Source organism: Vibrio agarivorans, from assembly GCF_030409635.1.
Classification (GTDB): domain Bacteria; phylum Pseudomonadota; class Gammaproteobacteria; order Enterobacterales; family Vibrionaceae; genus Vibrio; species Vibrio agarivorans.
Map to the genome: position 1 here is coordinate 2026644 of NZ_JAUFQF010000004.1, position 21235 is coordinate 2047878.

At 44.3% G+C, this 21235-nt stretch carries 20 protein-coding genes; 12 read left to right on the plus strand and 8 right to left on the minus strand.

What is annotated here, in order from left to right:
* The first annotated feature begins 23 nt into the window (after window positions 1-23).
* A complete protein-coding gene (locus tag QWZ05_RS17915; RefSeq protein WP_264877126.1) occupies window positions 24-209 on the plus strand; it encodes a DUF2986 domain-containing protein in 186 nt (61 codons plus the stop codon).
* On the opposite strand, the gene QWZ05_RS17920 is transcribed toward QWZ05_RS17915, so the two are convergent.
* Both QWZ05_RS17920 and QWZ05_RS17925 read right to left on the minus strand, forming a co-directional pair.
* The gene (locus tag QWZ05_RS17920) at window positions 184-666 is read right to left on the minus strand and encodes a LabA-like NYN domain-containing protein (protein WP_264877127.1); all 483 of its coding nucleotides are present in this window, start codon (window positions 664-666) and stop codon (window positions 184-186) included. The two genes, QWZ05_RS17915 and QWZ05_RS17920, sit on opposite strands and share 26 nt — an antisense overlap.
* A gap of 94 nt (window positions 667-760) precedes the next feature.
* Window positions 761-1354 (minus strand): porin family protein, encoded by a 594-nt coding sequence (locus tag QWZ05_RS17925; RefSeq protein WP_390216860.1) that lies wholly within the window; start codon window positions 1352-1354, stop codon window positions 761-763.
* Window positions 1355-1558: 204 nt separating this feature from the next.
* Between QWZ05_RS17925 and cydH the strand changes: the two genes are divergently transcribed.
* The 4 genes from cydH (at window position 1559) to QWZ05_RS17945 (ending at window position 5325) form a co-directional block, all read left to right on the plus strand.
* Window positions 1559-1648 carry a cytochrome bd-I oxidase subunit CydH gene (cydH, locus tag QWZ05_RS17930; protein WP_290299833.1) on the plus strand — a complete coding sequence of 30 codons (90 nt, stop codon included), beginning with the start codon at window positions 1559-1561 and terminating at the stop codon, window positions 1646-1648.
* Window positions 1649-1656: 8 nt separating this feature from the next.
* Window positions 1657-2799 carry a patatin-like phospholipase family protein gene (locus QWZ05_RS17935; RefSeq protein ID WP_264877130.1) on the plus strand — a complete coding sequence of 381 codons (1143 nt, stop codon included), beginning with the start codon at window positions 1657-1659 and terminating at the stop codon, window positions 2797-2799.
* Window positions 2800-2994: 195 nt separating this feature from the next.
* The gene (gene mlc, locus QWZ05_RS17940) at window positions 2995-4212 is read left to right on the plus strand and encodes a sugar metabolism global transcriptional regulator Mlc (RefSeq protein WP_264877131.1); all 1218 of its coding nucleotides are present in this window, start codon (window positions 2995-2997) and stop codon (window positions 4210-4212) included.
* Between the two features lie 156 nt (window positions 4213-4368).
* A complete protein-coding gene (locus QWZ05_RS17945) occupies window positions 4369-5325 on the plus strand; it encodes a chemotaxis protein CheV (RefSeq protein ID WP_264877132.1) in 957 nt (318 codons plus the stop codon).
* 351 nt (window positions 5326-5676) lie between these two features.
* Here the strand turns inward: QWZ05_RS17945 and purB are convergent, their stop codons facing one another.
* From purB to mnmA, 3 genes are all read right to left on the minus strand, one after another.
* Window positions 5677-7047 carry an adenylosuccinate lyase gene (gene purB / locus QWZ05_RS17950; RefSeq protein ID WP_264877133.1) on the minus strand — a complete coding sequence of 457 codons (1371 nt, stop codon included), beginning with the start codon at window positions 7045-7047 and terminating at the stop codon, window positions 5677-5679.
* A gap of 54 nt (window positions 7048-7101) precedes the next feature.
* Window positions 7102-7719, minus strand: coding sequence for a high frequency lysogenization protein HflD (hflD, locus tag QWZ05_RS17955; protein WP_264877134.1), 618 nt, complete (start codon window positions 7717-7719; stop codon window positions 7102-7104).
* Between the two features lie 84 nt (window positions 7720-7803).
* Entirely contained in the window at window positions 7804-8925 is a 1122-nt protein-coding gene (mnmA, locus tag QWZ05_RS17960; RefSeq protein ID WP_264877135.1) for a tRNA 2-thiouridine(34) synthase MnmA, read from the minus strand.
* A 288-nt stretch (window positions 8926-9213) separates the two neighbouring features.
* Here mnmA and QWZ05_RS17965 point away from each other — a divergent pair, with 288 nt between their 5' ends.
* The gene (locus tag QWZ05_RS17965) at window positions 9214-10518 is read left to right on the plus strand and encodes an inosine/guanosine kinase (RefSeq protein WP_264877136.1); all 1305 of its coding nucleotides are present in this window, start codon (window positions 9214-9216) and stop codon (window positions 10516-10518) included.
* Window positions 10519-10623: 105 nt separating this feature from the next.
* On the opposite strand, the gene QWZ05_RS17970 is transcribed toward QWZ05_RS17965, so the two are convergent.
* On the minus strand, window positions 10624-11160 hold the full coding sequence (locus tag QWZ05_RS17970; protein ID WP_290299839.1) for an aquaporin: 537 nt from the start codon (window positions 11158-11160) through the stop codon (window positions 10624-10626).
* A 152-nt stretch (window positions 11161-11312) separates the two neighbouring features.
* On the minus strand, window positions 11313-11543 hold the full coding sequence (locus tag QWZ05_RS17975) for a YkgJ family cysteine cluster protein (RefSeq protein WP_264877138.1): 231 nt from the start codon (window positions 11541-11543) through the stop codon (window positions 11313-11315).
* 163 nt (window positions 11544-11706) lie between these two features.
* Here QWZ05_RS17975 and QWZ05_RS17980 point away from each other — a divergent pair, with 163 nt between their 5' ends.
* Window positions 11707-12153: a YcgN family cysteine cluster protein gene (locus tag QWZ05_RS17980; protein ID WP_290299842.1), complete on the plus strand. Its 447-nt coding sequence runs from the start codon at window positions 11707-11709 to the stop codon at window positions 12151-12153.
* A gap of 334 nt (window positions 12154-12487) precedes the next feature.
* On the opposite strand, the gene QWZ05_RS17985 is transcribed toward QWZ05_RS17980, so the two are convergent.
* Window positions 12488-12634: a hypothetical protein gene (locus tag QWZ05_RS17985; RefSeq protein WP_264877140.1), complete on the minus strand. Its 147-nt coding sequence runs from the start codon at window positions 12632-12634 to the stop codon at window positions 12488-12490.
* A gap of 625 nt (window positions 12635-13259) precedes the next feature.
* On the opposite strand from QWZ05_RS17985, the gene QWZ05_RS17990 reads away from it, so the two are divergent.
* The 5 genes from QWZ05_RS17990 to QWZ05_RS18010 all read left to right on the plus strand — a co-directional run bounded on the left by QWZ05_RS17990 (window position 13260) and on the right by QWZ05_RS18010 (window position 21159).
* Entirely contained in the window at window positions 13260-14360 is a 1101-nt protein-coding gene (locus QWZ05_RS17990; protein WP_290299843.1) for an ISAs1 family transposase, read from the plus strand.
* Between the two features lie 338 nt (window positions 14361-14698).
* On the plus strand, window positions 14699-15697 hold the full coding sequence (locus QWZ05_RS17995; RefSeq protein ID WP_290299845.1) for a WD40/YVTN/BNR-like repeat-containing protein: 999 nt from the start codon (window positions 14699-14701) through the stop codon (window positions 15695-15697).
* 326 nt (window positions 15698-16023) lie between these two features.
* Window positions 16024-17670, plus strand: a complete 1647-nt coding sequence (locus QWZ05_RS18000; protein WP_290299847.1) for an ABC transporter transmembrane domain-containing protein — start codon at window positions 16024-16026, stop codon at window positions 17668-17670.
* Window positions 17667-19853 carry an ABC transporter transmembrane domain-containing protein gene (locus QWZ05_RS18005; RefSeq protein WP_290299849.1) on the plus strand — a complete coding sequence of 729 codons (2187 nt, stop codon included), beginning with the start codon at window positions 17667-17669 and terminating at the stop codon, window positions 19851-19853. The genes QWZ05_RS18000 and QWZ05_RS18005 overlap by 4 nt, the downstream gene beginning before the upstream one ends.
* Complete coding sequence (locus tag QWZ05_RS18010; protein WP_268679578.1) at window positions 19846-21159, plus strand: HlyD family type I secretion periplasmic adaptor subunit; 1314 nt, start codon at window positions 19846-19848, stop codon at window positions 21157-21159. Before QWZ05_RS18005 ends, QWZ05_RS18010 begins: the two co-directional genes overlap by 8 nt.
* The last annotated feature ends 76 nt before the right edge of the window (window positions 21160-21235 follow it).

Below are 21235 nucleotides of genomic sequence, written 5' to 3' on the forward strand. Positions count from 1 at the left end.
CCCCTTATTTTTAGGGGGCAAGCATGAACCGCAAAAAGAAAATCAATTCGATTTTAAAAGCTAAGCAAAAGAAAATGAACGCGAAGCTTCACAAGAGCAACAAGCCAAGATACATCTCAAAAGCGGAACGCGCCAAAATGGAAGCAGAAGCTGCTGCTCAAGAAAGTACAGAGCAGGTTGAGACTACAGAAGTAAATGATCCTCAATAGCGACATACTGACTGGCTTGATCAATCAGGGATTGAGCCGTTAGTTGCTTAACGCTATACACGATAACCTTAACGCCAAAGCGTTGTTGAATGCGCTCTGCCAACACATCGAAATCTCCATCGCCGGATAGCAAAATCACTGTATCTACTTGGTTTGCGGTTTCGAATACGTCCAAAGCGATACCCACATCCCAATCACCTTTGGTACTGCCATCTGAACGCTGAGTAAAAGGCTTGAGCTTCACTTGAAAGCCGATACCACGCAATATGTGGTGAAACTGGCGCTGCTTCTCTTGCTTGCTGGCAATCGCATACGCATAAGCGTGCTCGATTGAATATTCCTGCTCAACTTCACGCCAAAACACGTTGTAGTCAAAGTTGCGATTAAACGCTTCGCGAGTCGTGTAATAGATGTTTTGTACGTCTACGAAGATTGCTGCATTGGGTTTGTTTAGCATAAGTAAGGGCAGGTAGGTTTGAAAACGATAGGGTAACGGATTGTGCAGCAAGTGGAAAGTGGGTGTATATCACACCCACAGATTGTTCGGCAGCTTAAAACTTAAAAGTGACACCAAGGTTGGCCGAAAATTGGTTCATCCAGTCAGTCTTGAAGCGAATAACACAGTTTCCGTCTTGGCCACTAGGTAGATTGCATATCGCGGTAGTGTCGTTATCAACCACAGTGCCAAGCCAGCGTATTTGGCCAGTCAGGTAAAGGTTATCTTGTAGCTCGTGCTCGACGCCACCATAGATGCTTGCAGCGAAGCCCAAGTTGTCTTTTACCCAATCTGCCTCGGTATAAGCGCCACCAAGGCCAATACCCAGATGAGTGGTCAGTTTGTCATGGACGTCATAGTGTACAGCACTTTGAAATAACAGATAGTGACTATCTACTTTCGCGTTAATATCGTCGACCTCAGTACCTTGATAATGATAGAAAAGGCCAATGCGTCCCTGTTGTATAGGCATTTCTATTTGCAGCGCAAAATTTTCAGAAGGCTTGAAGTCGAACTCTTTTCCATCTTCGTTAACCACTTTGCCACCACCAGTGATGCCTACCCAGGGAGTTACGTATATATCACTGGCTAAGACAGGAATTGAGCATACCGAAGCGATAACGCCGAATATAACAGGCTTAACCGACATAGAACGGTAGAGTTGCTTTTGCATAGACTTTTCCCTTTGCTGTGAATTTCGCTATATCTTCTAATTGTGAACATAACGTCATAATTGTGAAGAACTTATTTGCTTTTATTGAAGTCACTTCACACCACTGTATATAGTTAATGTAATCAATAAAAAAGAAACTATGATTTCTTTATACCTACGCCAATAACAAGGAATAAAATTATGGATCAAAATTTACGCTTTGCACTGGTTATCGTTGCCGTTATCTTCACGGTATTGATTGGGTATGGTTTGGTCGCTATCGCCAACTAGAGCCTTAAATGTCGAAAAATTTTGGCAGTGTCTCCAACATAAGCAGCGATCTCAATCTTGATCGTTTAAGTCGATATTGCCAAGGAAAAACGACTCTCGTGACCCAAGGGGGCGGTCAAAGAGGTATCTTTACTGCAGGTGTATTAGATGCCTTTATAATGAGTGACTTTGACCCTTTCGATGAGTTTTACGGTACATCGGCTGGCGCACTCAACTTGTGCGCCTACCTATGCAGGCAGCATACCTTAGGTCGACATTTCCTACTTGATGTCACCACCAGTGATGATTTTTTTAGTCTGTTTGGTTTTCTCAAACGCCATCGTTATCTGAATCTAGAGTGGGGGTTTGAACAACTTAAGCAGTATCCTTTGAAGCTCGATCTTGACCTCGGACGCCAGGTTTTAGGTGATCGCAAAGCGTATGCTGCTGTCACTTGCGCTGATACTTTAAAAGATCGATATCTTCCAATGCTTCAAGATGACTGGTTTTCGGTATTGGTTGCCACCTGCGCTATTCCCTATCTCTATCGTGATAGCGTGGCGGTGGGTAGTCATCGCTACTATGACGGTGGTATTTCTGCCGCTATTCCCATTCAGCAAGCCTGGAGAAATAATGCCCGCACTATCATAACTATTCGTACTGAAGATGAAATGTCGCCACTAGAAGAGTCTCTATCGACTCAGATTGAGTTTGAGAGAGAGCATCAAAGTGATGGTGGTTGGGAGAATCAGGTTGAAAAGTGGAAGGCAAGCTGGAGTGGTTTTGTTGAACAAAAGATAGGCCAAGCCAATCGGGAAAGGGAAGAAAAACACGCTCATCTACCTTTGTTAAATGGCGGTAGATGGTTGTTTGGCGCTCAAGATATTTATCGTCTCAGTCATGTATTTGGCGATAATTTCGACTCTGGATTAGCGGATATGCTGCTTATTCACTATCAGACCTATTCTCTGACGCAAGACTTTCTCAACAACCCGCCGGATGATTGTTTTATCGTTCAAATTAAGCCACAAGAAACGCTTCGTTCGAGCGCTCTAATGAGTACCAAAGAAGATCTTACTCACGATTATCAACTTGGCTTGGACGCAGGTTATCGGTTTATCAAAGACTTTATATGCGCCGAGAAATTAGCGCAAGAACGAGTGAGCCCTTGAGCCTTCTCTTTGGCCAGAGCCACGGTTTGCTCCTCTTGGTTTGTGTGTTATTTGCACAAATAGTCAGGTGAACTTTGATAACACGCCCAAACATTACAAGGACTTTGTGATATGGGTCACGCATGGCTATTAAACTACTTCACAATTACTTCGCAAAGTAAAAAAATTGCTAGGTTATTGATTTAGGAGTTCACTATGTACACGGCTCATCCTGGGCACATCGATCATATTAAACAGATTAACGCTGGCCGTGTGTATAAACTGATCGATCAAAAAGGTCCTATCTCACGCATTGATTTATCGAAAGAGAGTGAGCTTGCACCAGCGAGTATCACAAAGATTACTCGTGAACTTATTGCTGCTCACTTAATTCATGAGACTACGGTTCAAGAAGCAACGAGTCGCGGTCGTCCCGCGGTTGGATTGCAGGTGAACAATGAAGGTTGGCAATTCCTATCCATCCGTTTAGGGCGAGGTTATTTGACCATCGCTTTGCATGAGCTCGGTGGTGAAGTTCTTATCGATACCAAGATAGAGATTCACGAGTTGGATCAAGATGACCTGCTTGAGCGTCTTTTGCATGAGATCGATGAATTCTTCCAATCTTATTCCGAGCAGCTGGACAGAGTAACCAGTATTGCCATCACCTTGCCTGGTCTGGTGAATTCTGATGAAGGTATCGTTTTGCAGATGCCCCATTACAATGTAAAGAACCTTGCCCTAGGTCCTGAAATCTACAAAGCGACGGGTCTTCCCGTGTTTATTGCCAACGATACGCGCGCTTGGGCGCTGGCAGAGAAGCTTTATGGCCACTCGCAAGATAACGATAACTCTGTGCTTATCTCTATCCACCATGGCTTAGGGGCGGGTATTATCCTTGATGGACGCGTTCTTCAAGGCCGTCACGGTAACATTGGTGAGCTCGGGCACATTCAGATAGACCCTAACGGTAAAGCTTGTCATTGTGGCAATCGAGGTTGTCTTGAGACTGTTGCGAGTTCACAAGCGATTCGAGACCAAGTAACTGAGCGGATCGCCGCGGGTGAATCTTCTATTCTAGAGGGTGAGTTTGAGGTCTCAGTTGAGAGCATCTGTGCTGCAGCGGCTCAGGGGGATAAGCTTGCCGTTGATGTGGTCGAAAAGCTTGGCCGCCACCTAGGTTCAGCGATTGCAATAGTGATTAATTTGTTTAACCCAGAAAAGATTTTAATTGGTGGTGCGATCAATCAGGCTAAAGAAATTCTCTATCCTGCCGTTCAAGAGTGTATCGAGACGCAAACTTTACCTGTGTATCACCAAGATCTTGAGTTAGTAGAATCACGCTTTTATAAACAAGCGACAATGCCAGGCGCTGCACTGATCAAACAAGCCCTTTATGATGGCTTGCTTTTGATGACTGTGGTTGAAGGATAACTTTTCTTACTTATTTCATAATCTTAGCGGTTATTTATCCTACACAATTTGCGGTAGCGCACTCGTTTGCAAATGAGTGCTTAACACATCATTGCCGCACATGTAAAATTAGCGTCTATAAATGGAAGTAATCTAACAATTTGATGAGAGTGACTTATGTCCGGAGTTCTCAACGCTGTTGACCAACGAACCAATCTCGTAGGTGAAAACCGTCTCGAACTGTTGCTGTTTAGTCTAAACAGCCGACAAATCTTTGCCATTAACGTATTTAAAGTCAAAGAGGTACTTAAAGTACCGCCTTTAACCAAGCTGCCGGGTTCGCATCACAATATTAAAGGTGTCGCTTCACTACGAGGCGAGTCAGTACCTGTTATTGATTTACGTGCTGCAATTGGTTTTCCAAGCACGCTTCAAGGGAACGACGAAGAGCAGAACTTGATCATTACCGAGTATAACCGCTCTGTGCAGGGATTCTTGGTCGGGCAAGTACGTAATATTGTTAACACTGCTTGGACAGAAATTCAGCCACCACCTATTACGACCGGTCGTAACAACTACCTCACTGCCATTACTCAAATTAAAGAAGGTGAGAGCAATCATATCGTCGAAATTATTGATGTGGAAAAGGTGTTGGCCGAAATCATCGATTACGATGTCAGTATTTCAGAGGGAGTGCTAGATTCTGACCTTCTTCACCATATGAATGGGCAGAAGATTTTGGTTGTCGATGACTCGTCAACGGCACGCTCTCAAGTGCGAGGTACACTGTCGCAACTCGGTATCGAGATTATTGAGTGTCGCGACGGCGCTGAAGCGCTGAGTCTTTTGAAGCGCTGGGCTGATGAAGGTAAAGACGTTTGCCAAGAGCTGCTTATGATGATAACTGATGCCGAAATGCCAGAGATGGATGGTTATAAGCTGACTCATGAAGTGCGCACTGATCCGCGAATGAAAAACCTCTACGTTGCATTGAACACTTCATTAAGTGGTAGCTTCAACGAAGCCATGGTGCAAAAAGTTGGCTGTGATCGCCTGATTTCCAAGTTCCAACCAGATTTGCTTGTAGATGTTGCGCAGCAACGCCTGCGCCAGAAGTTGATGAATCGCGGGTAGCTCGCATTTTTCGTCTTTGTCACTCTGTGGAACGTTAAATACTTGCTATAATTAACAAAGCTATGTAGCTAACTACTGCGCTCTTTTTAATTTTACATTTTAAGGTAGTTCCACAATATGATCATGCTTGTCACTTCACTGTGTATGCTGTTATTGACGGAATGGAAGAAAAGACGCAAGGAAGCCGAAGTTGAGCTGTAAATCAGCCCCACTCGACCATAATGAAAACAGGAGACCGACAAGGTCTCCTATTTTTTTACCTATTTTCAGCTTCAAACTCTTCAGCTAGAAAAACTTCAGTTACAAAAAAGCCCAGCGATGTGCTGGGCTAGAACTATAGCTTGTTAGTGCTTACAGCGAATCAGTTAGCTCAATCGCTTGACCGATGTAGTTCGCTGGTGTCATTTCTTTTAGACGTGCTTTTTCGTGCTCTGGAAGCTCAAGACCGTCAATGAAGTTACGCATAGCTTCACCGTTAATGCGCTTACCACGTGTTAGCTCTTTTAGCTTCTCGTATGGCTTCTCGATGCCGTAGCGACGCATTACTGTTTGTACTGGCTCTGCTAGCACTTCCCAGTTTTGGTCAAGCTCTGCTAGTAGTGCTTCGCGGTTAACTTCAAGCTTGCTGATACCTTTCAGAGTCGAAGTGTATGCAATGATTGCGTAGCCAACACCCACACCTAGGTTACGTAGAACCGTAGAGTCAGTCAGGTCACGCTGCCAGCGAGAGATAGGCAGTTTCTGTGCTAGGTGGCCAAATACCGCATTCGCTAGGCCCAAGTTACCTTCAGAGTTTTCGAAGTCGATTGGGTTTACTTTATGAGGCATTGTTGAAGAGCCGATCTCACCAGCAATTGTCTTCTGCTTGAAGTGACCTAGTGCAATGTAACCCCATACGTCACGATCAAAGTCGATTAGAATAGTGTTGAAACGTGCAACAGCATCGAATAGTTCCGCGATGTAATCGTGTGGTTCGATTTGCGTCGTGAACGGGTTCCAAGTGACACCAAGAGATTCAGTGATGAACTCTTCAGAGAATTTGTGCCAATCAAGTTCTGGGTAAGCAGAAAGGTGAGCGTTGTAGTTACCTACTGCACCGTTGATTTTACCTAGAATTTCAACAGATTCGATCTGCTTGTATTGACGCTCCATACGGTACGCCACGTTTGCCATCTCTTTACCCATAGTAGAAGGTGAAGCTGGCTGGCCGTGTGTACGTGATAGAAGAGGGATATCGCGGTATTCAACAGCAAGTGCTTTGATTGCATCGATGATGTTTTTGATTTCTGGAAGAATCACAGTATCACGTGCTTCTTTCAGCATTAGAGCGTGTGACGTGTTGTTGATATCTTCAGAAGTACAAGCGAAGTGAATGAACTCGTTTACTGCGTGTAGCTCAGGAACACCTGCAACTTTCTCTTTAAGGAAGTACTCAACCGCTTTAACGTCATGGTTTGTTGTACGCTCAATCTCTTTGATGCGAGCAGCGTCTTCTTCGTTGAAGTTTGCTGCAACGTCGTCTAGGAATTGATTTGCTTCAGCGCTAAATGCAGGCACTTCTGCGATTTCCGCAGTTGCCGCAAGCTTCTGTAGCCAACGGATTTCAACGATTGTACGGTACTTGAGAAGGCCATACTCACTAAAAATGCTGCGTAGCGCAATCGTTTTACTACCGTAACGGCCATCTACCGGTGAAACAGCAGTCAGTGCTGACAGTTCCATGTTGTTCTCCTGAGTGTTGAGGTTAAGAGTTAATAAATCTGAGTTGTCGTTGAGTTACATGCGAGCAAGCAAGATTTGCGCTTGTTCGACCATTTTCTTACGACTAAAGATAAGGTGTCGACGTTTACCGCCTACCTGACGCCAAAGCACGGCACTGCGAATACCAGAAAGAAGCAGAGCACGCACGCGTTGCTGTGTGCCTGTCTGCTGCAACACTGCTGGTGTGCCTGTCACTTGGATGCGGGGGCCTATAGGGCTGATCACATCAAGGTAGACACTGGCGAGATTGCTGAGCATCTGCTCGTCTAGCAGTTCGTAGTGGTCGAGCTGGCGCTCTAGCATACTCAAGCGGTCACCGAGTTGCGACATCGCATCACGGCGGCTGTTTAGCTTACGCTCAAGTGCCATCAAACTAATGATATAACGGGTGATTTCGCTACCCGCAGGCGAGTTATCGATACCTTTAACAATACATTCCAAACCGATACGTAAATCAGCCTCGCGGCCATAAACATTAAGAGTGCTGTTTGGATTGGTATTGAGGATCGCTTTTAGAGAAGTTTCAAACGCGTCAGAATCACAGGTCCCATTCTTAGCCACATCTTGGACTAGGGACACCGCTTGGCAAATACCCGCAAAGGCAATTGTGCGGTCGTAGAGGTCGTGTGCCACGTTTTACTTCTCCTTAAAAACTAAATAGCTAACAGTTTATTGTCTCAAATTGACTATCACTCAACGAGCGATAGTCATTAGTCATCAGATGCGATCTTCGATGATACCGCCACCAAGACAGACTTCGCCTTGGTAGAATACTGCCGATTGACCAGGAGTCACGGCAACTTGAGGCTCATCAAACAGAACTTTAATCGTCTTCTCATCTACAGGGACAACCGTACATGGGATGTCTGTTTGGCGGTAGCGTGTTTTCACTGAGCACTTAAACGGTTCAGTGATTGTTTCACGATCTACCCAATGCAGTTGAGAAGCCACTAGACCTTGTGATTTTAGCAGAGGGTGTTCCGCGCCTTGAACTGCAATCAGAACATTACGCTTAAGATCTTTTTCTGCTACGTACCATGGGTCTTCGTTACCACCACCGCCTTTCTGACCACCGATATGCAGGCCTTTACGTTGACCTAGCGTGTGGTACATCAAGCCTTGGTGTTCACCGATGACTTTACCTTCAGGTGTTTCAATTTTACCTGGTTGCGCTGGCAAATAGCGAGACAAGAAGTCTGTAAATTTGCGCTCACCGATAAAACAGATACCTGTTGAGTCTTTCTTTTTAGCTGTGATAAGACCTTGCTCTTCAGCAATTCGGCGTACTTCAGGCTTTTCAAGCTCACCAACAGGGAATAGGCTGCGCGCCACTTGATCACTGCTTAGTGTATATAGGAAGTAACTTTGGTCTTTGTTGCCGTCTATGCCACGAAGCATTTGTGGCTTTTCGCCATTTTCTGGGAATGAACGGCGTACATAGTGACCCATCGCAATGTAGTCAGCTTCAAGTACGTCGTCTGCAAAATCCAAGAAGGCTTTGAATTTGATCTCTTTGTTGCAAAGAATATCTGGATTAGGGGTACGACCTGCTTTGTATTCCGCAAGGAAATACTCAAAAACGTTGTCCCAATATTCAGCCGCAAAGTTAATGGTATGAAGGTGAATACCAAGCTTGTCACAGACCGCCTGAGCATCAGCAAGATCTTCTGCAGCTGTACAGTATTCTTCATTATCGTCCTCTTCCCAGTTCTTCATGAACAGGCCTTCCACTTGGTAGCCTTGTTGCTTTAGAAGATAGGCAGAAACGGACGAGTCCACACCGCCGGACATACCGACAATAACTTTTTTATCGCTGTTAGCAGAACGGTTATCTGACATTACTTAACACCACTCAATTTAACTGGACGGTGATTCTAACAGAAACTATTTCACGGTGACAGTTCCGAGATCGAAATCACAATTCTAGCGTTCCTTGGCTGGCATCGGTGTCTCGATCCATACGAAATCATTTTTGGAAAATGACCACTAATGCGCGCCTTTTTGCTCAGGCATGCGGATTGTAACTGAGTAAAATAATAAAGCAAACGTTTGCGTTTGTTTGATTAATTGATGTACGTCACACAGAGGGGTAAACTGCCTTTTTTCCTTTTCCAAAGCAGATCCGAAATGAAATTTCCAGGCCAGCGTAAATCGAAACACTATTTTCCTGTCCACGCACGTGACCCACTTGTGAGCCAAGCTCAAGATGACAAAACCATGTCGCGTACTCACATCATCGGTATTGACCAAACATTGGTAGATATCGAAGCGAATGTCACCACGGAACTGATCGAAAAGTACGGTTTGAGTAAAGGTCACTCACTTGTGATTGACGATGAGACCGCTGAGGCGCTTTATAACGAGCTTAAGCAGTCTGAGTTGATCACCAATGAGTATGCGGGTGGTACGATTGGTAACACGCTGCACAACTATTCGGTGCTTGCCGATGACCGCTCAACGTTACTTGGTGTCATGAGCCAAGAGATCAAAATTGGTAGTTATGGCTATCGTTACCTGTGTAACACATCAAGCCGTATGGATCTGAACTACCTACAAGGTGTTGAAGGGGCGATTGGTCGCTGTTTTGCGTTGATCACTGAAGATGGCGAGCGTACTTTCGCGATTAGTGAAGGCCAAATGAACCAGCTTCGTCCAGAGAGCATTCCTGAGGCGATTTTTGAAAGTGCGTCTGCATTAGTGCTAACGGCTTATCTAGTGCGTTGTAAAGATGGCGACCCAATGCCAGCTGCTACAATGAAGGCCATTGAATATGCGAAGAAGTATGACGTACCGGTTGTACTGACGCTCGGCACTAAGTTCGTGATTCAAGACGATCCTGAATACTGGCAGCAATTCTTGAAAGACAACATCACTGTTGTTGCAATGAATGAAGATGAAGCCGAAGCCCTCACTGGTGAAGCTGACCCGCTTGCAGCATCGGATAAGACATTGGATTGGGTTGATTTGGTGTTGTGTACTGCAGGGCCTGTTGGCTTGTTCATGGCAGGTTACACCGAAGAAGAATCGAAGCGAGAAACTTCTCTACCACTATTACCTGGCTCGATTGCAGAATTTAACCGTTACGAGTTTAGCCGCCCGGTATCTAAGTCACTGTGTGACAATGCGATTAAAGTTTACTCTCATATTGCGCCTTATATGGGCGGTCCTGAGAAGATCAAAAACACCAATGGTGCAGGTGATGCGGCATTGTCTGCTTTATTGCATGATATGGCTGCGAACAAATACCATCGTGAGAATGTACCAAACTCAAGCAAGCACGCTCACGCTTTCTTGACTTACTCGTCTTTCTCGCAAGTTTGTAAATACTCAAACCGCGCAAGTTATGAAGTCTTGGCGCAGCACTCTCCACGTCTATCTAAAGGCCTACCTGAGCGTGAAGATAGCCTTGAAGAGGCATACTGGGAACGTTAATCACATTTTTATCCCAGGCGATAAACGATAAATTGCAAAGGCACACCGGTTGATGGTGTGCCTTTTTCTTTAAGATAAGATAACATTTCTTTTCAGTAGAAGGAGTTACTCTTCTTTTGTTGCAATTACTCGGTAGATAATCGCACCAAGCACCGCACCAATAATCGGTGCTACCCAGAAAAGCCATAGCTGCGAGACAGCCCAATCACCGACATACATCGCAACACCTGTACTTCGTGCTGGGTTTACTGAGGTGTTGGTGACAGGGATACTGATAAGGTGGATCAGAGTCAGCCCAAATCCAATGGCTAAAGGTGCAAAGCCTGCCTGGCCAGACGCAATGACATAGAGAACGCCACCCGCTAACAAACCACCAATCACTTGTGCGATGACATAAGGAACAACGTCTTTAGTCGAGAAGCGACCTCCGCTCCAAAGGCCAATTGTGACTGCTGGGTTTAAATGGCACCCTGATATATGACCAATCGCGTATGCCATCGTCACCACGGTCAAACCGAAGGCTAATGACACACCGAGTAGACCAATTCCGACATCAGGAAAGGCAGCGGCCAATACAGCACTGCCACACCCGCCAAGCACTAACCAAAAGGTACCAATCAATTCTGCTAAGTATTTATTCATTCTCTCTTTCCCTGTTAATGAACATGCCTTAGTTCAGAAACTAGTAAAGAAAATCAGAGATATGGCGACGAAAAGAAAATTGAGGAAGAAAAAGCCGAATATTTACCGCATTACTCTCAGCAATGAGACGTGATAAGAGAGGGTGTGATGAATTAGGTGATTTTTTCTAAGTAAATCAAGTTCGCTAACGCCTTCTCGTTGCTATCGGCACAGATGTCTTTATCGGCTTTAAAATCATGACAGACACGCGGTCTTTGTGGCTGGCCAAAGATCTTGCACAGATTGTTGTCATCGAGATGCTCACAGCGAACATTAGCAGGTTTGCCAAGAGAGCTAATTGAAGGGGCGATACAGCAAGCTCCACAACCGAGACGACATTCCATAATAAAGACCATAGTGAAAAAGGGGACGGCAATTATCGTTATTTTTGCTCAAGATGAAAGCACTTTTTTATGTGACGAAATTTGAACGATTCTTGCACTTTTGAGCGTAAAGGTTTATACATGCTGCCCCTGATTCCACATTGCAACGAGATAGGTACACAACATGGCAAATTTTTGGGAGCAAAAGTCCCTAGCAGAAATGACGACTGAAGAGTGGGAGTCGCTGTGTGATGGCTGTGGTAAGTGCTGCCTACATAAGTTAATGGATGAAGATTCAGATGAGGTTTATTACACCAACGTGGCGTGTAGTTGGCTCAATAGCAAAACATGTTCATGTAAGGATTACCCAAACCGCTTTAACTCGGGTGAAGAGTGTTTAAAGCTGACACGCGAAAAGATCCACGAGTTTCATTGGTTACCTGATACATGTGCGTACCGCCTGCTTGCGGAAGATAATCCGCTACCAGAGTGGCACCCGCTGATCACGGGCTCTAAATCTGCAATGCATGCTGCTGGTGAAAGTGTGCGTAATAAAGTGGTGTATGAGATTGATGTGGTGGATTGGGAGGACCACATTCAAAACTTGCCCGAATGGGCTAAAAAGAGTTAATTAACTTTAAGGTTGAGAATGCTCGATGCCCTGAAGGTATTTACAGCATGAGATATAGTGTTGACGCCGGCGTTGGTAAACACGCCTTTGGCCCAAGACGTTTCAGGAGCCATGGTAAACCCCATCGGATTGACTAATGACCAACCCTCAGTAGTTGCAGAATTCTGCAACTACTCCTTCAATGCCCTAACTGTCCAGCCTACTGGACAAACCCTAGTATCCAATTATACAAAAGGGTCTTGCACAAAGGTGGAATCTTACAACTACTCCCTACTAGTTAAGGCATATATGCTTAGGGCAGAAATAAGACTAGGCGGGAAGCCCCGCCAATGGGCTAATCCCAGTTGAACTTGTCTATGATGTCGCGAATTTCTGCGATACAGAGCAGTAACCCGTTATAGCAGCGGAATGGATTTTTTAGGATGGCGTGAATAAGCGCTTGCAGTAAGGCTTGACGCACATGGGAGGTCTTATTCTTCATAAAAACACCTTCATTCTGGTTCAATTTTGAGTTGCTAACCAAGGTGTTCCTGTCTACTATCGTGTTTGTGATACGAAATAGAAGTTACTGAACACGGTTAATGCTTTGGTTAGCTTCGTTGCAAAGCCCCGGAAGTTGTTGGCGCAACTTTTCGGGGTTTTGTTGTTTCTGGAGCATAGAAGCACAATATGTAGAGTGTATTTCTTACTCCGGGTCTAAGTTAGTTTCATCGCACGTGTTTGGCAAGTACTCAACTACAAGTCCGCCCAAAGAAAACTCAAAATAAAAATATATTAGTTAGTAGCTAGTTGCCTATACAGAAAGAGCTATTTTTATGGTGAAGGGCAGAGTTAAGATAACTGATTATTTCCTAATCGCGAGAAAAAATTATGCTTGATCTTTTTTTATCTGCATATTTAATACTTTCAGTCAGTGTTTTAGGGGTAGCTGGTCAGATAATTTCTCTGACTCAATAGTGAAAGGTGGTCTTGAATAATTGCTAAACAGGTTTTTCGTAAATCACTTTTTCCCCAAGGATAACGGAGCTGTTGTTCGCCCAGGGCGGGATCGCACTTTGTTAAGATATATGATCTAATAGGCTCAAATTCATAAACTGATACCAACCTTGAGTCTTATAGAACACCTTTCTGTTGTCGAAGATACTCGCTCAGATATCAATCAACGACATGATTTAATTGATATTATTTTCCTTGTAATTAGCGCCATCTCTGCTGGCAGTGAGGGCTGGCAAGACATCGAAACATATGGTGAACACAAGCTTGAATGGCTGAGAAAGTATCGACCATTCACTCATGGCATCCCTCGTAGGCACACTATCGCTAGAATATTGCGCTCAGTTGTAGCGGAATCTTTACTTGAAGCGCTCTCATTGTGGATAAATGAGCAAAGAGAAAGCCAGGGCAAGTCAGTAATCGCTTTTGATGGTAAGGCACTTCGCGGCTCTTATCGCTCCGACCCAAAAACCGCACTCCAATTAGTGACTGCCTATGATGCAGAGCGCGGTCTAGTACTTAGTCAAAAACTGACAGAAACGAAAAATGGCGAAATCAATGTTGTACGGCAGATGCTTGATATTATTAACGTTAAGGGCAGCGTCATAACGGTTGATGCCTTGCACTGTCAACGAAAGACATTGGAAAAGATAGCCGAGAAAAAAGCCCATGTGGTTGTTCAGGTTAAGAAGAACCAACCTAAACTACGGGAAGCAGTTATCTCTCCGTTCCAAGCCGTTTTTGACGCCAAAAAAGAAAAAGTGGTGACGCAAGTAACGCAGACTCGTCATAGCAGAAAAGAAGAGCGTATAGTGTTCCAACTGAAAGCAACACTGCCAGAGGAACTTACAGAGAAATGGCCTACGATACGCAGCATTATTGCAGTAGAGCGACATCGTACGGTCAATGGAAAAGGCACTGTAGATACATCGTATTATGTCAGCTCACTTTCACCGAATCACAAATTGCTTGGTCATTATATTCGCCAGCACTGGCGAATTGAGAATAGCCAACATTATGTTTTAGATGTAGTTTTCAAAGAAGATAGTTCAAGAATCTGTCTAGATGGTGCAGTTGAGAATATAGCGTTGTTTAGGCGCTTCGTCATGAATATATTGAAGCAATGTGAATGTGGCGCTGCGAGTCAAAGACAAAAGCTTAAAAAAGCTGGTTGGTGTGACGATTATAGAGCGCAAGTATTCTTTGGCTTATAAAATGAGCAAAGTATGCTCGCGCCCTGCCTCTGTAACGAAGGCTACAATTACTTTTCCTTACTTTTACTTATGTCTCGTGCGTCTGCTTTAACAGATATTTACCACATTGTGACAACTGAATTGTGATAAATGATGGTAAATTACCTGATTATCGTCAACGAAGGGTTCATTAGGTAAACAAGCTTAAAGTGAGTCCTGGCGTTGTTTTTTCGTTGCTGTTATGTATATGTTTAATAAATGATTTTTTACATATTTAAACTACTAACCATCTGATTACACGTTATTATTTTGCCTTTCAATGGAGCAATAGCTCCCTAGTGATACTTTTGAGGCAGTTTGTGACAAAAAGTTATTTAGCAATAACGACAGCGGCAGTAATGATGTTAGTCGGGTGCACTGAAGATGATGCTAACGCATACCATAGATATAAGGACTGGAATACAGTTCGAGGAGTTAGCTTAGATAATGCATCGGAATTCAAGTTCACTTACGATGTAGTTAATGATTACATGTATGTAATCTCACGAACACCTAGCACCATTGGTAGCCATCTCTACAGAGAAGAAACTTACCACACACCGGAAGGAGCAATTAGTTTTACTTCAGATACAGTGAACCAAGATTGCGACTCGTCTGAAGGTAGTTGTGATGGTAGACAACGATTTGAATTAGCAAACACAAGTGGCGATATAATTATTGCTTACCATAGCGCTAGTGTAGATGGGGGTCAAAGCTGGTTTAGAGATCCACTTCACACGAACGCATTCGGTGATGAGCAATATGTTGTTGCAGGAACAGCCTATGAGAGTCGTGACTTCGGTCGAACCTGGCTAACAATGCCTATGGCTTTGGATGCTGAATACCGATTTTTTAATGGAGAAGATGTTTATGCTGGAACTGTAACAAACCAGGACTCTACCTCTTTTTGGATCACTAGTGATAAAGGCAATAACTGGGAAGAGCACACTGAGGTATCAGGCATACCAACGATGCATCCTCTAGGCGACCTTATTGCACTGTTTGACAAGGACGAATCTGTTATCTATTACAGCCAAGATCTTGCCACAACTTGGCACGTCATAGATATTGAGGGTATTGAGCTAAAGTCCCTGTGGACAGACGGTAATAAACTATATTTCCTTGGTGAAAATAATGTTCGATATGCGTCAATTTTAGATGATGGCATGCTTAGTGATTTAGTTCAGCTTGGAAGTACGTTTGACCATTTTGACGGAATTAATGATGAACCGGTAGTGACCAAATCAATGGAATTCATGAAAGAGATGACTTTCGTCACATTTGCCAATACAAGAGTTGGGATTGCTAACCCAAAATAGAGAGCCTCAGCACTTCGTAACTCAAAAGTGCCCCAATATCATTTAGTATAAAAGCTCATTCATAATCCGTTAATATGAATCACACATACATTTACTAATCTAAAAGAAGCTCTAATATTGAAAATCTTGATTTGAACAGAACTAGCTAAAGTTAGATGTTTCTCGTTATAACTTAATTAGTGATAACGTGTGATTTTGGCTGTAAGATTTTCTCGAAATAACAAAATTCTAGCAATATCTTAAAATTAAATTAAATCAGCCCCTTACCTTGCATAACATAGTAGCCTGTACCAATCTTATTTCATAAGCATGGATAAGGATTGTGTATGCCCGTAAGTTCAATGAAAAACAAAGGGGTGGTGGGGAAAGTCCTACTGCCTTCTTTGCTCATAAATCTTCTTTCTCTCGCCGTTCCGCTAACGGTTTTACAAATTTACGATCGTATCTTACCTAACCAGAGTTATGGGACTGCCACTCTGTTATTAGCGGGGGCGACGTTGGCTGTCGCTATGGAAGCGCTAATCCGATTTGTGCGAACTTGGCTTTTGTCTGCTGCGGCCAGTAATACCGAGAAAGCGACCTATCAAACCTTGATCGAGAGAGTTACAACGGCTTCGTCTCACCATCTTCGCCATATTGGTGTTGGTGGTATAGAAGAAGGGCTTAGCTCTGTATCCAAAGTTAAAGATTGGTACTCTGGTGGGGTAATGGCAGGCTTTATTGATTTGCCTTTCGCCTTGATCTTCTTGGGCTTAGTGGCTTACATCGGCGGTGAGCTAGTGGCGATACCTTTGGCAGTTTGGCTGATTACTCTTGGAATTGTTTGGTTATCTTCTATTCGCGTTAAAAGCCTAAGTGAAGAAGCTTCCCAAGATGAGCAGGAGCGAAAAGCGTTTTTAATTTTGCTAAGCCAAACCATTCAAGGAATCAAACGTCAGGCTGTTGAGTCTCGAATCTTCAATCAGTTTAAATCCCTCAATCACGTTCGGTCACAATCTAAAGCGAGAGAAGAAGAACAGAATGTCTTTGCCCAAGAATGTATTCAGCTTGCCGCCTTAGCGACGTCAGTTTTACTCGTGATTACTGGCAGCTTGTGGGTGTTAGATGGCCAGTTAACTACAGGTGGGTTGGCAGCATGCTCTATCTTATCGGGTAGAGCGGTTGCGCCGTTAAGCGCTTTGGTTGGGATTCGAATCAAGCTTAATTCAATACACAGCGCTAATCAGGCAATAGAAACATTGAGTGAGTTGTCGATAGGTGAGTCTTCAGATTCTGAGCGTTCTGATTGCGACTCATCTGACTTTGAGACGTTGGAAATCAAGCAAGCGACCGTTGAAAGATACGGTGAATTCGCTCATGTGGATGTCAGATTGAATAAAGGTGAGTTGGTATTGTTAGTGAGTGAGGAGCGCCATACCAACAGTCATTTATTGTCGTCGATTGCAGGTATTGATGATCTGAAAGCGGGTGAGTGCTTCATTAACGGAGCTGCTGTTTCCATTGCATCCGTAACCAACATTACTGCCTACTGTGGCGTTAAAGGGCAACTGGTGTCGGGGACCATTCTTGACAACTTATGTGGCTTCGACCCCGAAAGAACTCAACGTGCCGGCGACTACGCGAAGCGCTTGGGGTTAACCAAGGAAATCACTCGTTTACCCGATGGACTAGAGACACAAATTGGCCATACGACTGCGTTTTCATTGAGTATGGGAAATGTGAAAATGCTCAACATCGCAACTCAACTGGCAAGTGATAAACCAATTATCATATTAGAAAGGCCAGATTCTTCACTTGATTTAGATACCCTTGGAAATCTGGCTAAGGTTCTGGAAGAAGAGGTGACGGCAGGACGAACGATACTGATGGTGAGCTACCATTCTAAACTTCGCGAATTAGCTAATCGAATCATTACAGTGGAAAGCCGAACTATGGCCGAAGAAAGTGGGAACAATCAGGAGGCTATCGTATGAATCGTTTAGATACTGGTAACCGTGCAGATACGAATGGTCGACAAGAGGTGATGAATCATTTAGAAACGGAAAGCCTTTCCGTTCTTAAGCATTTGGAAGTTAACGCGAATATCCAGTTGTTTGCACACCAATGGGTTGATGAGAATGGTATTGAGTCAATGGACGATATGTTTGCCCTGTTCGATAGGCTTGCATTACCTTATCGCTTGGTTGCCAACCTAGGTGAAGTTGGTGAGCATAAATTGGTTTTACTGGTGCTTGGTGAAAGTGGGCTGGTTTCTGGCTATATAGAATCCAAACAATTTGTTTCGTTTAGTGCCAATGACGACATCACCGATGTCCCGCAGTTTTGCATCGTTATCGAAGGTCCGCCATTAGAGAAAGCCTCTCCTGATTGGGTTGGCGAAAGGTTACATGCGTTTCGTCCCATCATTCCTAAATTGTTGTTGGTCAGTTTTATTACCAACTTGTTTGCACTTGCTGTCCCCTTCATCACTATGTCGATTTATGACCATGTGATTGGTGGTGACGCAGGACATGAGCTGCAAGGTATCGCCATTGGCGCGGCGTTGTTGTTTGTGATGATGGGTTGGTTAAGAACACTACGTAGCCAGGTGTTTGCTTCAGTTTCAAACCGAGTGAGTCGTGAGATATCTCAAGCTCTCGTGCAGCGTCTACTTCGAAATAGCTATGCTCAAAATCAGCAAACATCCTCTTCTAGTCAACAAAATCAAGTGATGTTGTCGGAGCGAATTTCTGGGGTGTTATCGGGGCCATTAGGAAATGCGCTGTTTGATCTGCCATTCATTCTCATTTTTGTACTTGCAATAGGAGTGTTAGGTGGGTGGTTGGTACTGGTTCCTATCGTTTCTTTGGTTCTGTATTACCTATTAGCTAAGCGTTCGATGCGCTCAAGCAGCAAGCGCTCAATGCAATCGACGGTAGCGGGTACGAACCGTCAAAACATGACCAATGAGCTATCATCCAAACTCGCTTTTATTCGCAGTGCCGGATTCTCGGAGCACTGGATTCAACGCTTCAAAAAGGCCAACTTTCTTGCTTCTAAAGTTACATTTAAGCAATCTGTTCTCCAGAGTCGCTATACCTCGCTTTACTATTTCATTGGTGTTGGTTCGACATTAGCTGTGATGGGACTGGGGATAGGGCTTATTTTTGAACAAGTGATGACCCCTGGTGGTTTGATTGCTTCAATGATGTTGATATCCAAGGTGACGGGGCCAGCTCAGGTGTTGGCAAACAGCGCGATGCGTTTTAATAGCTTTAATCAATCCAAGTTGCAAGTGAACCGTATCTTGTCTCAGCCGTCTGAGCGTGAATTCAGTTACCAGCATCACCCGCTATCTGTGGTAGCGCCTAACTTGAAATTAGAACAAGTGACCCTGCGTTATCCTAAACAGAGTCGCCCCGCCTTGAATGGTGTGAGCTTTGATATTGAAGCGGGTGAAATTGTTGCGATTACTGGCCCTTCTGGGAGCGGTAAATCAACATTGATCGAAGTACTGTCTGGTTTACAGCCTATCCAAAACGGCATGGTCGAGCTTGAAGGCGTTAACCTCGTTCAATACGACCCGCAGCTCTATCGTCACTGGTGTTTTATACGAGCCGCGTATCCTGATTTGCTCACGCTGAGTATTCGAGAGTGGCTAAACGACGGTCATAAAGTCGAAGACCAGAAGATGATCTCTGCGATTGAAATGGTCGGCGGAAAGCGTTGGTTCGAGACATTGTCTGGTGGGCTCGATACTTCCATCAGCAGTATTCAGCCGGACAGCCTTTTTGATATGTTGTCTGGTAGCGTCGCGCAGATCCTCATTGACGCGAAAGCGCTGGTTTATGACTACCCAATGTTTTTAATGGATAACCCTGTGCCTGATGCTCATCCAAATGCTAAGCGTATATTTGGTGAATTTGTGCAATCGAAAAAAGGAAAAGCAACGGTGATCTACACGTCCCACGATCCGGATTTAATCAAGCTTGCCGATAAAGTCGTGGTGTTAAGTGAAGGTGCTGTGGTTTATGCCGGTCCTTTAGAGGCGGATCAGCCTTTGGAGCAGGAACAGCATTCAGAGCCTCAAGCTTCCCAAGAACAAGAGCCGTCTGCTCAGCAAGATGCAGCTCAACAAGAACAATCAGAGTCTAAGCAAGGAGTCGCTAATGGCTAAACAATCTATCGAGAAGGGCAAGCGTTACGGTGAACTTGTTGAATCACAAAATACGGCTCGTACATTGGCATTGGCGACGTGGTCAGTTGCTTTGTGTGTTATCGCTTTTGCCACTTGGTCTGTCGTCACCCAAGTTGATGAAATTGCCAAAGCCAAAGGCGCAGTTATTCCAGAAGGCGAGAAGCAAGTACTTCAAAGCGCGATTGGCGGTAAATTAAAGCAAATTCTCGTTAAAGAAGGTCAGTTGGTCGAGAAAGGTCAGCCACTTGTTGAGTTTGATGCGACCTTCCAACGTACCGCTCTTGAAGAATTGAAATCTCAACAAGTGACGCTTCTAGCCAGTATTGAGCGTATGAATGCTCTGTTAGAAGAGCGTGAACCGAATCTTGCTGAGTTCGAAGTGGATTATCCAGAGATTGTTAGCCAACAAAAAGCGCAGTTGAATGCACAGAAAGCACTCTATTTTCAAAAGCGGGTAGTACTTGAAAAAGAGAGCGAACAGATTTCTGAGCAGCTTCGAAGTGTTGAAAAGTCTTTGCCTAGCTACGAGAAAGAGTTGGATGCGACCAAGCAAGAGCTGGACATACTGGAGAAGGGGTATGAAGCGGGTAATATTTCACGTTTACGTGTGCTTGAAATGCGACAAAAACTGGCCAGTATCGAACAGAAAATCGAAGAAGCTCGTGGTAAGAAAGCTCTGTTAATCAAGCAAGCAGACAGCACAGAGCAAAAAATTGAACAGCTTTTAGCAGAGGCGAAAGCGAAGGTGAGCGACGATCGTTCTAAAGCCGTATCTGACTTATCAGCATTGAATGCTAGAGTTCGTTCAAGCCAAGCTAAATTGACCAACACCATGTTGGTGTCGCCACTACAAGGCTTGGTGCAAAGCCTGCCTAGTACGCAAAACGGTGGTGTTATTCAGCCAGGTGGCACTGTGGTTGAAATTGTGCCTGTTGGTGGGAAAGCGGACTTTAAAGCTCGTTTATCGCCAAGAGATATTGGTTTTGTGAGTGTAGGTCAGCCGACTCGTATCAAGATTGATGCGTTTGATTACAGCCGCTTTGGTGCGCTACAAGGAACGGTTGAGAGTATTTCACCGACCACTAGTCAAAGCGAGCGTGGCGAGATCTATTATGAAGTCGTCGTCTCGGTTGATACCCCATACTTCCGAGATAACCCTGAAAGCTTTTCTATTTTGCCAGGTATGACGGGAGAGGTAGACATCACTACTGGTGAGAAATCTGTATTCCAGTACCTATGGAAGCCAATTTACACCAATGTCAGTGTCGCATTTGGTGAAAGGTAGTCACTTTAAGTAGTCGATGAGAGTAAACGAATAACAACTGCAAATAATAAAAAGGGAGCACATTATGTGCTCCCTT

What these genes read in the sequence shown, in the direction of transcription:
- QWZ05_RS17915 (WP_264877126.1), top strand. Translation starts at nt 24, where the DNA reads ATGAACCGCAAAAAGAAAATCAATTCGATTTTAAAAGCTAAGCAAAAG.
- QWZ05_RS17980 (WP_290299842.1), top strand. Translation starts at nt 11,707, where the DNA reads ATGGCAAATTTTTGGGAGCAAAAGTCCCTAGCAGAAATGACGACTGAA.
- QWZ05_RS17920 (WP_264877127.1), bottom strand. Translation starts at nt 666, where the DNA reads ATGCTAAACAAACCCAATGCAGCAATCTTCGTAGACGTACAAAACATC.
- purB (WP_264877133.1), bottom strand. Translation starts at nt 7,047, where the DNA reads ATGGAACTGTCAGCACTGACTGCTGTTTCACCGGTAGATGGCCGTTAC.
- QWZ05_RS17985 (WP_264877140.1), bottom strand. Translation starts at nt 12,634, where the DNA reads ATGAAGAATAAGACCTCCCATGTGCGTCAAGCCTTACTGCAAGCGCTT.
- QWZ05_RS18010 (WP_268679578.1), top strand. Translation starts at nt 19,846, where the DNA reads ATGGCTAAACAATCTATCGAGAAGGGCAAGCGTTACGGTGAACTTGTT.
- QWZ05_RS17935 (WP_264877130.1), top strand. Translation starts at nt 1,657, where the DNA reads ATGTCGAAAAATTTTGGCAGTGTCTCCAACATAAGCAGCGATCTCAAT.
- QWZ05_RS17945 (WP_264877132.1), top strand. Translation starts at nt 4,369, where the DNA reads ATGTCCGGAGTTCTCAACGCTGTTGACCAACGAACCAATCTCGTAGGT.
- QWZ05_RS17975 (WP_264877138.1), bottom strand. Translation starts at nt 11,543, where the DNA reads ATGGAATGTCGTCTCGGTTGTGGAGCTTGCTGTATCGCCCCTTCAATT.
- mlc (WP_264877131.1), top strand. Translation starts at nt 2,995, where the DNA reads ATGTACACGGCTCATCCTGGGCACATCGATCATATTAAACAGATTAAC.
- QWZ05_RS18005 (WP_290299849.1), top strand. Translation starts at nt 17,667, where the DNA reads ATGAATCGTTTAGATACTGGTAACCGTGCAGATACGAATGGTCGACAA.
- QWZ05_RS18000 (WP_290299847.1), top strand. Translation starts at nt 16,024, where the DNA reads ATGCCCGTAAGTTCAATGAAAAACAAAGGGGTGGTGGGGAAAGTCCTA.
- cydH (WP_290299833.1), top strand. Translation starts at nt 1,559, where the DNA reads ATGGATCAAAATTTACGCTTTGCACTGGTTATCGTTGCCGTTATCTTC.
- mnmA (WP_264877135.1), bottom strand. Translation starts at nt 8,925, where the DNA reads ATGTCAGATAACCGTTCTGCTAACAGCGATAAAAAAGTTATTGTCGGT.
- QWZ05_RS17925 (WP_390216860.1), bottom strand. Translation starts at nt 1,354, where the DNA reads ATGTCGGTTAAGCCTGTTATATTCGGCGTTATCGCTTCGGTATGCTCA.
- QWZ05_RS17970 (WP_290299839.1), bottom strand. Translation starts at nt 11,160, where the DNA reads ATGAATAAATACTTAGCAGAATTGATTGGTACCTTTTGGTTAGTGCTT.
- QWZ05_RS17965 (WP_264877136.1), top strand. Translation starts at nt 9,214, where the DNA reads ATGAAATTTCCAGGCCAGCGTAAATCGAAACACTATTTTCCTGTCCAC.